This is a genomic window from Shewanella marina JCM 15074, assembly GCF_000614975.1.
GTDB classification, from domain to species: Bacteria; Pseudomonadota; Gammaproteobacteria; order Enterobacterales; family Shewanellaceae; genus Shewanella; species Shewanella marina.
Genome location: NZ_BALM01000004.1, coordinates 99,067 through 112,937, shown reverse-complemented (window position 1 = coordinate 112,937; position 13,871 = coordinate 99,067). Strand labels below are relative to the sequence as shown.

Annotated in this window: 9 protein-coding genes and 3 pseudogenes; 4 read left to right on the top strand and 8 right to left on the bottom strand. The window is 39.3% G+C overall.

Going from position 1 to position 13,871, the window contains the following annotated elements; all coding sequences use genetic code 11:
- Positions 1–8: 8 nt before the first annotated feature.
- From hflD to JCM15074_RS04920, 3 genes and pseudogenes are all read left to right on the top strand, one after another.
- Positions 9–629 (top strand): high frequency lysogenization protein HflD, encoded by a 621-nt coding sequence (gene hflD / locus JCM15074_RS04930; protein WP_025820220.1) that lies wholly within the window; start codon positions 9–11, stop codon positions 627–629.
- A 28-nt stretch (positions 630–657) separates the two neighbouring features.
- Positions 658–2,027 (top strand): annotated as a pseudogene (purB, locus tag JCM15074_RS20980) (adenylosuccinate lyase).
- Positions 2,028–2,099: 72 nt separating this feature from the next.
- Entirely contained in the window at positions 2,100–3,236 is a 1,137-nt protein-coding gene (locus JCM15074_RS04920; RefSeq protein ID WP_025820218.1) for a ribosomal protein uL16 3-hydroxylase, read from the top strand.
- A gap of 59 nt (positions 3,237–3,295) precedes the next feature.
- Here the strand turns inward: JCM15074_RS04920 and JCM15074_RS04915 are convergent, their stop codons facing one another.
- The gene (locus JCM15074_RS04915; protein ID WP_025820217.1) at positions 3,296–3,730 is read right to left on the bottom strand and encodes a DUF4826 family protein; all 435 of its coding nucleotides are present in this window, start codon (positions 3,728–3,730) and stop codon (positions 3,296–3,298) included.
- A 234-nt stretch (positions 3,731–3,964) separates the two neighbouring features.
- Here JCM15074_RS04915 and JCM15074_RS04910 point away from each other — a divergent pair, with 234 nt between their 5' ends.
- Complete coding sequence (locus tag JCM15074_RS04910; RefSeq protein ID WP_025820216.1) at positions 3,965–4,996, top strand: Leu/Phe/Val dehydrogenase; 1,032 nt, start codon at positions 3,965–3,967, stop codon at positions 4,994–4,996.
- Positions 4,997–5,599: 603 nt separating this feature from the next.
- On the opposite strand, the gene JCM15074_RS04900 is transcribed toward JCM15074_RS04910, so the two are convergent.
- From JCM15074_RS04900 to JCM15074_RS04870, 7 genes and pseudogenes are all read right to left on the bottom strand, one after another.
- A complete protein-coding gene (locus JCM15074_RS04900; protein ID WP_025820212.1) occupies positions 5,600–6,019 on the bottom strand; it encodes a MarR family winged helix-turn-helix transcriptional regulator in 420 nt (139 codons plus the stop codon).
- A 78-nt stretch (positions 6,020–6,097) separates the two neighbouring features.
- The gene (locus JCM15074_RS04895; protein ID WP_025820210.1) at positions 6,098–6,532 is read right to left on the bottom strand and encodes a DUF1285 domain-containing protein; all 435 of its coding nucleotides are present in this window, start codon (positions 6,530–6,532) and stop codon (positions 6,098–6,100) included.
- Between the two features lies 1 nt (position 6,533).
- Positions 6,534–9,564, bottom strand: a pseudogene (ydiJ, locus tag JCM15074_RS20975) (D-2-hydroxyglutarate dehydrogenase YdiJ).
- A gap of 145 nt (positions 9,565–9,709) precedes the next feature.
- Positions 9,710–10,582 carry a 23S rRNA pseudouridine(2605) synthase RluB gene (gene rluB / locus JCM15074_RS04885; protein ID WP_025820209.1) on the bottom strand — a complete coding sequence of 291 codons (873 nt, stop codon included), beginning with the start codon at positions 10,580–10,582 and terminating at the stop codon, positions 9,710–9,712.
- Positions 10,583–10,784: 202 nt separating this feature from the next.
- On the bottom strand, positions 10,785–12,398 hold the full coding sequence (locus tag JCM15074_RS04880; protein ID WP_025820208.1) for a mechanosensitive ion channel family protein: 1,614 nt from the start codon (positions 12,396–12,398) through the stop codon (positions 10,785–10,787).
- A 73-nt stretch (positions 12,399–12,471) separates the two neighbouring features.
- Positions 12,472–13,046 (bottom strand): annotated as a pseudogene (gene scpB / locus JCM15074_RS20970) (SMC-Scp complex subunit ScpB).
- Positions 13,047–13,865 (bottom strand): segregation and condensation protein A, encoded by an 819-nt coding sequence (locus tag JCM15074_RS04870; protein ID WP_025820207.1) that lies wholly within the window; start codon positions 13,863–13,865, stop codon positions 13,047–13,049.
- Between the last annotated feature and the right edge of the window lie 6 nt (positions 13,866–13,871).

The window sequence follows — 13,871 nt, the reverse complement described above, 5'->3', positions numbered from 1 at the left end:
GTCTATCGGTGAACTCAAATATTAATGATAGAACAATGGCTTTAGCTGGAACGCTACAAGCCATTGCCCAGGTACAGCATCTTGCCCGGCACGGTGAAACAGACAGGTCACAACTGGCTGCCACCTTAAAAAGTATCATAATCACAGATCCGCAAAACATCACAGAAGTCTACCCAGAGCAAGCGCTATTGCAACAAGGGTACAATATGATTGTCGATCAGCTTGGTGATACTAAACAAAAAGATGTTGAAATCACTCGCTACTTAATCGGCATTTTGGCACTAGAGCGGAAGTTATCCCGTTCAAATAATGCCTTAGGCATGTTGGCTGAACGAATTAGCCAAGTGCATCGTCAATTACATCATTTTGACATTGCTGATGAACAAGTCATTAGCAACTTTGCCAGTATATATAGTGATGTTATCAGTGATTTAGGGCCAAAAATCCAAATTACGGGTAATCCCAATATTCTGCAGCGCCCATTAGTACAACATAAAATTCGCGCACTTTTACTCGCCGCTATGCGCAGCGCAGTATTATGGCGTCAATTAGGAGGCAAGCGTCGACAACTTGTCTTTACAAGAAAAAATATCGTCGAAACAGCTAAAAAGAATATTACCCTACAATAAAAAAGCCTAGTTCACCAAGGAGCTTCAAATGGATCTTTCCGCACTAACTGCTATCTCCCCTGTAGACGGTCGTTATGGTAGTAAAACCGCCTCACTTCGAGGGATTTTCAGCGAGTACGGCCTCACTAAATACCGTGTTCAAGTAGAAATTAATTGGTTAAAGTTACTTGCTAGCTGCCCTGCTATTACAGAAGTGCCAGCTTTTAGCGAAAACGCTATTATTTTACTTGATAACATTAAAGATAATTTTAGTGAAGAAGACGCTCTGCGCGTTAAAACAATCGAGCGCACCACGAATCACGATGTAAAAGCAGTTGAATATTTCATTAAAGAAAAGATTGCAGCAAATCCTGAATTAGTGGCAATCGAAGAATTTGTACATTTTGCTTGCACATCTGAAGACATCAATAACCTATCTCATGGTTTAATGTTAACTGAAGCGCGTTCACAAGTATTATTACCACAGTGCCAAGAAATTCTTGATGCGATTAAAACATTAGCGCATGAATATCGTTCGATTCCGCTTATGTCACGTACCCATGGTCAACCTGCTTCACCTTCAACATTAGGTAAAGAGATGGCTAACGTTGCTTACCGCTTAGAGCGTCAACTTAAGCAAATTGCAAATGTTGAAATCATGGGCAAAATTAATGGCGCAGTAGGCAATTACAATGCTCACATTAGTGCATATCCTGAAGTTGACTGGCATCAGCTAGCTGAGCAGTTTGTGACAAGCTAGGACTAACTTGGAACCCGTACACCACTCAAATTGAACCGCATGATTATATTGCTGAACTATTTGATGCAGTAGCTCGTTTCAATACCATTCTTATCGATTTTGATCGCGATATCTGGGGCTATATTGCACTTGGTCACTTTAAGCAAAGAACCATTGCTGGCGAAATCGGTTCATCAACAATGCCACATAAAGTTAACCCAATTGATTTTGAAAATTCAGAAGGTAACTTAGGTATTGCCAACGCATTAATGCAGCACCTAGCATCGAAATTACCGGTATCTCGCTGGCAGCGTGATTTAACCGACTCAACTGTATTACGTAATTTAGGTGTTGGTATTGCTCACTCGTTAATTGCTTACCAGTCAACGCTGAAAGGCATTAGCAAGCTTGAAGTCAATGAAACTCACTTACGTGATGAGTTAGACCATAACTGGGAAGTATTAGCTGAGCCAGTACAAACAGTTATGCGTCGTTATGGCATTGAAAAACCGTATGAAAAACTTAAAGAGTTAACTCGTGGTAAGCGTATTGATGCACAGCAACTTGCTGTATTTATCGATAACTTAGCATTACCAGACGATGTTAAAACTGAACTTAAAAAGCTGACACCAGCCAACTACATTGGCCGTGCTGAAGCTATGGTTGATGAGCTAAAGTAATATAGCCATCGTGACTCAAAGCGGCAACGAATTACGCCTGTAATCAGTTGCCGTTTTTTTTGGTATAAACACATGTATAAATTAAATTTCGATACAACTGAGTTTTTAGCAACTCAATGGCAAAAAAAGCCAATGGTGCTACGTCAAGCGTTTACCGATTTTGTTGATCCAATCAGTGCTGATGAATTAGCCGGTCTAGCAATGGAAGAAGAGCTCGCATCTCGTGTTGTGTTAACTCAAGATGAAGGTAAAAACTGGCAGGTTATCCAAGGCCCTTTTGAAGATTATGAGCAATATGGTGAAGATCATTGGCAACTGCTTGTTCAAGCCGTAAACCACTGGTGCCCAGAAACTCAACCTCTGGTTGAAGCTTTCCGTTTCCTTCCTGATTGGCGTTTTGATGATTTAATGGTGTCATTTGCTACCCCTGAAGGTGGCGTAGGCCCACATATCGATAATTATGATGTGTTTATTATTCAAGGTGAAGGTCGTCGTCGCTGGCGCGTGGGTGATTTAGGCGAGTATCGTCCGCGTGATGGAAACCCAGAAACACCGCTCATTGATGATTTTGAACCTATTATTGATACGATTCTTGAAACTGGCGATATCCTTTATATTCCGCCAGGATTTCCACATTGTGGCGTCACACTAACGCCAGCAATGAGCTATTCAATCGGTATGCGCGCACCAAGCCAACAAGAGTTATTTAGCCAAGTTGCGGATTATTTGTTGGATAATAATCAAGGTCAGCAGCGTTTTGAATCGACATCAGAACTAGTAAGCCCGGCGACTATTAGTGCAGATCAACAGCATGGTATCATGGCGTTATTAACTCAATTAGCGAATAACCCAGCTCAATATCAAACCATGCTAGGGTTAATGTTAAGTCAAAATCGCTTTGACCTTGATATTTGTGAACCTGACACACCTTACACACTAGAAGAACTGCATCAAGAACTCGCAGGCGGTACTTCATTAGTACGCATCGGTGGCTTAAAGGTATTACAGCTAGAATCTGATCAACAGCAGCGTCTATTTGTTAATGGTCAAATCTTTGAGCTAGCAGCAACAGATGCAGACACCATCTCAATGTTGAGCAATTTAACCTGTTTAGATAATACACAAGTGATGCAGTTACTGGCGCAACCAGAAGTCGCTCAGTTATTGGTAGACTGGGTTAACGCAGGCTTCTATTATTTGTTTGATTAGTCAATAACAGAAAAAATGGCAAACTCAGGTTTGCCATTTTTTATTGCTAATTTTAAATGCTAGCCCCAAAGATTTTCATCTTCTTGAATTTTATATAAGCTCTCTGCTCTTGCCACTAACAACTGAGCAAACTTAGCTTGCGTTGCATCTTTTGTTGCACCGCTTTTAATCAAGTTTTCAGCTTTAAGATGCCACATCATAGAAAAATGCCTTACCGCTTCACGAGCGGTTTCAGCCACACTCACATCAACATAATCTGTCGGTAAATCACCAGACATCACCCAATACGTTTTCTTTTGCGGTTGCTTTGATTCTAATTTCCAGATTGCCAAATAAGGTGCTAAATAACGACTATCTTGCTCTAACACTTTCGACGGTATAATTCCTTTCTCGGCCAAAAACTTATTTGCCTTCTGAAATTGCTCTCGCACCCATTCAGTTCTTCTCGCTTCTAATTCTTGTTCGCTGATTGCCTGCGTTGCTTGTTCCGTCATCTGTACTTCCTCATAATTATTGTCGTTATGATATTAAAATGTTAACGACATTGTCGGCAACACCAAGATTAGGTTTACATAAAATTGGAAAGCATTATTGCCACATAGCTCACATGTTTCCCGTCCAATCATTATGGTGAGTCCCATTACTAGATGCTATCGTGCCAATATAAATATCTCAAGCATTGTTGTTACTTATTTTAAACAAGTGCTTAACAGTGAATAGGAGAGCTTGTGACTGTATTCAACCACCCATCATTTGATGAGCATGAAAAAGTTGTATTTTGTCGTGATAAGCAAAGTGGACTAAAAGCTATTATTGCCGTTCATAACACAACACTAGGACCGGCCTTCGGCGGTTGTAGAGTATGGAATTACCAAACTGATGATGAAGCTCTCACCGATGTGCTCCGTTTATCGCAAGGAATGACTTATAAAACAGCACTTGCGGGTTTAGCGATGGGAGGTGGCAAAGCCGTCATTATTGGTGATACCCACTTGATGGATCGTGAACAAATCTTTAGTGCTTTTGGACGTGCAGTAAATCAACTCAATGGTAGCTATTACTCAGCAGAAGATGTAGGAACATCACCTAGCGATATTAAAATTGCTAGCCTACAAACTCCGTTTGTTGCTGGTTTAGAGGGGAAAAGTGGTGATCCCTCCCCTTTTACCGCCTTAGGTACATATTTAGGTATAAAAGCAGCTGTTAAACATAAATATAACCAAGATGATTTAAAAGACATGCGTGTTGCAGTACAAGGCGTTGGACATGTAGGTTATTACTTGTGTAAACATTTATATCAAAATGGGGCTAAATTAATTGTCACAGACATAGATCACAGAGCATTAGAAAGAGTGTCACAAGAGTTTGCTGCAACGGTCGTTGCACCACAAGATATCTACCATCAAGATGTTGATATTTACTCGCCGTGTGCGCTTGGCGCAACGGTAAATGACAGTACCTTACCTTTATTTAAAGCCGCTATTATTGCCGGCAGTGCTAATAATCAACTAGCAGAAACACGACATGCCACCGCCTTAAAAGATCTGGGAATTTTATATGCACCCGACTATGTCATTAATGCAGGAGGTATCATCAATATCTCTTTTGAAAGTAATTATAATCCCGAAAATGCACGTACGAAAGTTAACGAAATTTACCACACCTTAAGTAGGATATTTACACAATCTGAACAACAAAATCGTGCAACGGCGATCGTTGCAGATGAGATGGCGCGTCAACTAATCAAGAATAAAGCATAGTTATTACAGCAACTTGAAGTAAACAGAAAGCTAATTATTGAGTGTAGTTCAGTAATAATTAGCTTTCCGTATAATATTAGCTCTTTTTTCAAAAAATTATTTATTGATTTGTTGTCTGGCAAACTAACATATTATCTGCTTGAATTAGTTTACCGATGGGCGAAAGTCAGGAAGACTAAATGATCAATTTTAAATATGCTTTAAATCAAGATCTGCTCGAATGCAAAACAAGTCGATGGAATGGGCTGGAATGTATTTTTATTAATGGTCAAAAAGTTTCACAGAAACGTAATTTCAAAGGATATAGTGAACATCTAATTCAACTATCAGAAGGGAGTAGTTGTAAACTGCAATTGATCACTGATCCAAGTACTGAAACATTAGTTTGCCGTATTTATCTACAAAACCAACATATTATCAGTCTTAAACAAAGTAAAAATGATCATTTCTTAGGGTTAAGTCTACGTCATTTACAATCCAGTGCCATAGCCGGTACTGTCATAACTTCACTATTACTTGTTTTTGCACTTTAGTCTCTTATAAAAAACAACACACCTTAGTTAAAACAATGATAAGTAAACGACTGTTTACTTATCATTTTAACTATGGCTCTAATCGATTAACTTTATGCAATAAATGGATCAACTGATTTGCTTCTTCACTACTCAGTACACATAACCATTTCTGATTAACCCGCTCAGCTTCTCTGATAACATCTTGCTCTAACGCTTTAGCATTATCGGTTAGAAAAATCTGAAAAGCACGGCGATTATCAGCTTCTTGATGCCTATGAATAAAATCTAATTGCTGTAACTGATCGAGTAAGCGAGTCATGGTGTAATTTGCAACATCACAGCGCTTAGATAATTCTGTTTGCGTAATACCCTCTTCTTGCCATAAAGCAAACAAAACTGGCCATAACTTAATATCCAATTGATAGCGCTTCAGACGTGCATCCAATTCACTTTGCAGCGCTACATTTAAATGAGAAATCAAATAACCTAGACTATTATCTCTTTCCAAGCCACACCTCCTGTATACAAACTGGCCTTACCTAATAGTAACACCTAACAGGAAATTAACTAGTGATCACGATAAATATTAACAGGCCCGCTCATCATTTAATAACACTTCCTCAACAAAATGGTAGTAACAAGCACGGGTTAAGCCAGCGCGCATTTGCCGCTCAATATTAAAATAAATGACTTCATCATCAATCTTAAAATCAGTTGCTCTATGCCGTGTATCAATACTTGAAAATAACTCAAAAGAGCCATCCTCTAATCGTTGATAGTCGATAATCATAATAGGATACGTCGTCACGATAACGTCAATATCTTCTTTAGCCGTCTTTAAGCGATACTCATCATTCTTATATTGAAGCACTTCCCAAAATAACTGAGCGAACTTTGTTGGTAATACCTCATTTTGATAAAACCAACGACCTTGGGAATCAATATAAAACAATGCAGTATCGACTTCAGTTAGGCCAGTTTTAAGCTGTTCGAGTAGTTTTTTCGGTGAAATAGAATCCATATCAACCCCTTTTAATTAAGTCTAAAATAGCTTCTAGTGGGTGTTTAGCTCTAAACTTAGATAATCGCTTAACTTGACTACGACATGAATATCCCGAAATAAGAACTTGCGCTTGTGCATATTGATCAAGTGCTTGTTGCCAAGACATAGCATATAAATTTTTTGAATTATCAAGATTAACGGCCTCATGACCATAAGTACCAGCCATGCCACAACACCCAACATTGACACTATCAAGTTGTATACCAAATCGCTTAAATATCTGTTGCCATTCTGCGGCTGTAGAAGGTTTATTAGCTGACTCAGTGCAATGACTAAACCACACATAAGATTGACTGGTTGATAATGTTCTTTGAGGAAGTTTATCTTTAACCGACAATAACCACTCATTAACTAATAAAACCTCAAAATCACCCCGCTGTTGCTGCAGTACATGCTGATATTCATCGCGATAACACAGCACGATAGCAGTCGATGCCAACCATAGGTATCTCAGTTGCAGCAAGCTGATTAAATAAATCTGCACTAGACTGTGCTGTTTTAGCAAACTTATCCAAAAATCCCTTGATATGAGCAGGCTTACCATTGGGTTTAAATGGTAATAAAATAGGTTTAAAACCCAACAATTCAATTAATTCTACAAAATGAAATATTAACTCGGCATCATAAAAACTATTAAATGGATCCTGAATAATAATCACATGTTGATCGCGCTCTTGAGCCGAAATTTGCATTATCGACGCTAAATCGTAGCCCAAACAAGGATGACTATCTAAGCGTTGCCTTAACGTAGGAACACTCAGTGCAGGTGTATCAACATAACCAATTGATTTCTTTATGAGCCACTGACTTAATTTATTTTGAGTCAATGCATTGGCAACTTTAGGAGCTTTGGCCATTATCGTTACACTATCTTCAACGCCTGCAACAAGATAATCCTTAATTGGTCTTTGATAACGTTTATAATAGATATGATAAAAATCAGCTCTAAACTTAGGGACATCAACCTTAACAGGACATTGCCCAGAACAGGCCTTACAGGCCAAACACCCTTGCATTGACTGCATGACTTCATGTGAAAAATCATAATCCTGACTATAGCTATTCTTTAAACGCTGCAATAGACCGCTAGATTTCTCATTAACTAACTGTTCAACATCTATCCCTTTTTCCGACAATAACCGTAGCCATTCGCGCATTAAGCCTGCACGACCTTTCGGTGAGTGTGTACGATCACCACTGACTTTAAAAGAGGGACACATTGGAGATAAGTGGCTGTAATTAAAACATAAGCCATTACCATTGCAATTCATTACATCAGGAAATTGCTCTCTAACCATCACCGGAATTTGGCGGTCATAATAGCCACGTTTAATTGAATCCACATTAAACGCTAATGGCGTCAGGTTATTAGGCGTTACTAGCTTGCCAGGGTTAAGCTTATTTTGCGGATCAAATAAGGCTTTAATTTTGCCGAGCGTAGCAAATAGTTGTTCGCCAAATACTGCTGGACCATATTCGCCACGAACTCCTTTACCGTGTTCCCCCCACATTAGGCCGCCATACTTAAGCGTGAGTTGAGCCACTTGATCTGAAACCGTTTTTAATAATTGCTCATCATTAGGATCGCACATATCTAATGCAGGCCTAACATGTAATACGCCAGCATCAACATGGCCAAACATGCCATATTGCAACTGATGGGAATCCAGTAATGCCCTAAACTCCATAATAAAGTCAGCCAACTTTTCTGGCGGTACTGCTGTATCCTCAGCAAAAGCAATGGGTTTACGTTGCCCTTTAGTTGCACCTAACAAGCCAACGGCTTTTTTACGCATCGCATAAATTCGATTAATACTCGCCAACTCATCAGTGACCTGATAACCCAGCACACCAAACTCACCATTGGCAATTTGTTGATCTAATTTTTGTTGCAATAACTCAATTTTTTGTCGCTCATTAACTTGTTCACCTGCAAATTCAACCATATTTAAACCATCAATGGTTGCATTTTCGACATCTTCAATTAATGGTGCAACGGAGTGCCAAATAATATCTTGTTTAGCTAAGTTAAGTACTTTTGAATCAATCGTTTCAACTACAGTTGCTTTAGCTTCCACCAACGACGGTGCGTGACGTAATGCAGATTCAAATGAATCATATTTGATATTAATTAAAGTGCGATATTTAGGAATTGGCGTAATATTTAATTTTGCTTCGGATATGATTGCTAATGTGCCTTCAGATCCTGTTAACATGCGAGCTAAATTAAACTGACTCAGTTCATCATTCCACACATGCTTTAAATCATAGCCAGTTAAAAATCGATTTAATGGCGGAAATTGAGCTTCAATTAATGAGCGCTGCTCTAGACACATATGAGCAACTTGCTGGGTGATAATATCTGCTAGGTTTGTGGTAGGCATATCTAATGCTTGAGATTTAGAAATTGTTTCAGTTCTCAACACACTGCCATCAATTAATACACTGGTCAGAGTTAATACATGATCGGATGTTTTGCCGTAAACTAAAGAACCTGCTCCTGATGCATCAGTATTAATCATGCCACCAATCGTTGCTCGATTCGATGTAGATAAATCGGGGCTAAAGAAAAAACCATGTTCACGTAGAGCGTCATTAAGCGCATCTTTAACAACACCCGCCTCGACTCTGACCCAGCATTCATCAGGATTAATCTCAATAATATTGGTCATATATCGAGATAAGTCCATCACCAAACCATTCGTTAAAGATTGCCCATTTGTACCAGTACCACCACCACGAGCGCTAAAGGTGATATCAGAAAATTCTGGTTCATCAGCTAACGCAAGTGCGATTTGAATGTCCGCAGTAGATCGAGGAAACAACACACTCTGAGGTAAAAACTGATATACAGAATTATCAGTCGCCTGAACTAATCTTGCTTTATAGCTGCTGTCTATATCGCCACTAAAATCAGTTTGCTCTAACGCGTGTAAGTAATCTAAATAAACTTGCGGTAAATTATGTTGGTGGGTCAGCAAAGGTAACATGTGATCTTCTTGTTTATTATTAACATTATCTTTTCAACATTATACCCATCTGATTCACTTCTGCATTAGCTAGTTATACCAATTCCCAATATTTAAAAACAAAAAGGCCGCTAAAAAGCGGCCTTTAAAATCATAAACATATTGTTTAGCTGCGTTGACGGCCAGGCTTTTGACTGCCACCAGTCGTTTTATGCTTACGTACTGCACGGCGGATTTTAGCACTACGCACTTTGGCACGTGCAACGCTGTGTTTATCAGTACCTAACATACTACGAGTTTCAGCCTCTAAACCTGCAAGTTGGCGTAGATAGTTAACCTGTTCAATTGGTAACTCAATCCAACCACCACGTGGTAATGATTTAGGTAACTCAATCATGCCGTAACGAATACGGATTAGACGACTTACTTGGATCTCTTGAGATTCCCATAAGCGACGAACTTCGCGGTTACGTCCCTCTTTCAAACCAACATGCCACCACTGGTTGATACCTTCACCACCAGCAGATTTAATGTGGTCAAATTGCGCAGGGCCATCTTCTAACACCACACCAGAACGTAAACGTTGTACTGCAGTTTCGGTTACTTCACCAAAAGTACGTACCGCATATTCACGCTCAACTTCATTTGATGGATGCATCAAACGGTTAGCAAGTTCACCGTCAGAGGTAAACAGTAATAAACCTGAAGTGTTAATATCTAAACGACCAACAGCAACCCAGCGAGCATCACGCACTTTAGGCAAACGATCAAAAACTGTTGGACGACCTTCTGGATCTTTACGACTACAAATCTCGCCTTCAGGCTTATGATAAGCAATCACACGACAAACGATATCTTCAGCAGATTTTAATGAAACAGAACGGCCATCCAAACGCACTTTAGCGTCTGCCGCAATTCTGTCACCTAACTTGGCAATTTCACCGTCAATACTAACTCGGCCTGCAGCAATCCATGCCTCCATCTCACGACGGGAGCCATGGCCTGCACGGGCCAAGACTTTCTGCAATTTTTCACTCATTAGTAGACTCTTTATATAAAAACAACTTAGTTACAATAACTTAGTCTTGTAAGAAAATTTAGGTAGGTCATTATGTATGCAGTCACATACATAATCTAAAACTTATTACCGCGCATAATACCAGATCATCGCTAAATTACCTCATTGTTTATGAGCTATTTATTCAATTGCCTAATACAAGCACAACTTCCATAACGATGAATCACTCTGCAGCAGGATAAATATGCACATCTCGTTGCGGGAAAGGAATGCTAATACCTTCACGGTCGAAGCGTAATTTCACTTCTTTGGTAATATCCCAATATACATCCCAATAATCTTCAGGCTTCACCCAAGGACGTACAATAAAATCGACCGATGAATCGCCTAAATTGTGTAATTTGATCATAACCTCAGGCTCTTTTAATACCTTAGGGTGCGAAGTCACAATATCAGTCAGTAATTTTTCAGCCAGCTCAATATCATCACCATAGCCAATACCAAACTCCATATCGACACGACGTTGAAACTCAACCGTAATATTATTTATGGTATCGCGCCAGATTTTGTTATTGGGAATAATAAGTCGTTGATTATCGGTCGTTTTAATAATCGTTGATACCAAGCTCATATGGCTCACTTTCCCCGTTACCCCAGCAGCAGTAATTAAGTCACCAACATCATAGGGGCGATAGATTAAAATCATCATACCTGAAGCAAAATTAGATAAGGTATCTTTAAGCGCAAAACCAATCACGATACCGGCAATACTAAATCCAGCCAGTAAGGGTCCAATTTCCACGCCTAGCTGAGAAATGGCAATGAGTATACCGATACAAATGATAATTTTACTCGATAACGACACACAAAAATCTTGTAAAAGATGACTTAGATTCAAGCTAGAATGCACTACCGCAGTACGGATAATCCGTTTACCAACATTAGCTAATAACAGTGAAATCAAGATAATGCTGATGAAAATAAAAAACTTAAATAGATAAGTAGGACCGTGTAATACAATCTGTTTATTCATCACCACTAGCCATTGTTCAACCAAGCTTTGGGCTATTTTGAAATTCAAACCATCGTTAGCAATATCACCAGAGACTTTAAATAACACTTGTTTAAACGCATCGGTATTTTGTTTAAATGAATCTAATTGCTCAATTGTTTGCACCAAATTAGCACTTGCAATAGTCAATAAGTTTTGTAACTCAAGTACCCGTTGTGTCTCTGTTTTTGTCGCATGTTTACCCGCGAGTCTTAACGCCGAAGTAGCTGATTTCAATTGTGATTGCGTAAACAGTAATAAGCTTGATTGGCTATCTGCACGATCAGTTAGCTGTTTTAATATTTCTTTAGTTAATGGCTCGCTTGGTAATGACAGTTGTTGTAACCAACTTATATTTTGCTGTTGTTGCTGTAAATATCTGCCGAGTTGCTGTGAACGTTTCGCGATGAATATCATAATTTGATAATCGTTCTTCGTTCCTAGCTGACGCTGAAGATTTTCAATATCGAACTTCACCACCAATATGGATTGTTGCACATAACCAATCTGTAAATTAACTAAGTTAATTAATTTAGCATTTTTAGGCTCAACATGATGCATTAGCTGTTTAATCAGATTTCTTATTTGACTGTTTTTTTGGTTGATGCGGTATTCAGTTAAGACGCGTAACTCGCCTTTAGTACTGGGTAATTGATTGATGTAGTGTTGCATATGCTCAGTCAACTGTTGGATTTGTTGCTCAAGCACTTTCGAGGAGGGTTTTGCATGCGCGTTAACTGATAATGTTAGACAAAACAAAAACACTAAACAAAGCCAACGCAGCATAATCATATCGCCTGTATTGAAAAGACCCTACTAAAAACATAGCAGAATTTATGACCAATACAGGCGTAATCAGTTATTCATCATTAGAACTCTGAATACCACCAAGTAGCACTTCGACAGATTTAGGATCTGACAATGGCGGCAATTGGGTAATACTTTCAAGTCCAAAATAAGCTAAAAAATCGGCTGTGGTTGCATACAACGCTGGCCGGCCAGGCACCTCTCTATGACCAACAACTTTAATCCAACCACGATCTTGCAATGATTTTATAATTTGGCTGCTCACTGCAACGCCACGTACTTGTTCAATATCACCACGTGATACCGGCTGCTGATAAGCAATAACTGCTAGCGTTTCAAGGGTTGCACGAGAATATTTAGGCGCCTTTTCTTGCCATAAAAATTGCAAATAAGGACTCAACGAGGTTAATGACTGAAAGCGATAACCACCAGCCACTTTAACTAACTGCACACCACGTTCATGGTAATGTAACTGTAACTTTCTAATGCGGCTTTCACCGCAGCATTTGATACGTTTAAATTAACTAATGCAGTCTCTTGCAATGCCTTGATAGTCATGGGTTTTGCAACCACAAAAAGACACGCTTCAATTAATTGTTCGAGTTGTTTTTGACTAAAATCGGTCAATTAAAATGCCCTTACATAAATCGGCGCTAAAGGTTCAGTTTGCACTAGCTCTACTAGCCTTTCTTTTACCAGTTCCATTAATGCGAGAAAACTCACCACAACACCACTACGACCTTCTTCAACAGTAAATAACTCAATAAATGGTGTGAAAGTTTCACTATTTAACATGGCTAAAATTTGAGTCATACGCTCACGAGTAGACAGAACTTCACGTTTAACTTGATGATTCACATTAACTTCTATGCGCTTTAATACATCTGAAAACGCTCTAGCTAATTCAAACAAAGAAACATCTGGTGGCGTTACCACAGGTTTTATCGAGCCAGAAACTGCCACTTTTGCTTGAAAGTGATCACGTTCCATCCGCGGGAGAGTATCTAGCTCAAACGAGGCATTTTTGATGACTTCATAAGCTTGTAATTGCCTAATTAACTCAGCACGAGGGTCAACCTCTTCATCAGTTTCAATGATGAGCTTAGGTAAAAGGAGGCGTGATTTTATCTCTGCTAAGGTTGCCGCCATCACCAAATAATCAGCTGCAAGCTCCACCTTTGCGCCCTGCAACAAATCAATATATTGCAGGTATTGATGAGTAATTTGATTAATCGGTAAATCAACAACATCCATCTTCTGACGACGGATAAGGTATAAAAGTAGATCTAGAGGCCCTTCAAATGCCTCAAGAAAAACCTCGAGCGCCTCTGGCGGAATAAACAGATCAAGGGGAAGCTCGGTAAAAGGCTCGCCACGGATCATTGCCAGTGGCAATTGAACCTCAGAATTGGCCGAACTAGCCCCTTCAGTTAACTCTGATGACATAGACGA

Excerpts from the sequence above, each read along its gene's own strand:
- JCM15074_RS04920 (WP_025820218.1), top strand. The coding sequence starts at position 2,100 with ATGTATAAATTAAATTTCGATACAACTGAGTTTTTAGCAACTCAATGG.
- JCM15074_RS04915 (WP_025820217.1), bottom strand. The coding sequence starts at position 3,730 with ATGACGGAACAAGCAACGCAGGCAATCAGCGAACAAGAATTAGAAGCG.
- JCM15074_RS04895 (WP_025820210.1), bottom strand. The coding sequence starts at position 6,532 with ATGGATTCTATTTCACCGAAAAAACTACTCGAACAGCTTAAAACTGGC.
- rluB (WP_025820209.1), bottom strand. The coding sequence starts at position 10,582 with ATGAGTGAAAAATTGCAGAAAGTCTTGGCCCGTGCAGGCCATGGCTCC.
- JCM15074_RS04880 (WP_025820208.1), bottom strand. The coding sequence starts at position 12,398 with ATGCTGCGTTGGCTTTGTTTAGTGTTTTTGTTTTGTCTAACATTATCA.
- JCM15074_RS04870 (WP_025820207.1), bottom strand. The coding sequence starts at position 13,865 with ATGTCATCAGAGTTAACTGAAGGGGCTAGTTCGGCCAATTCTGAGGTT.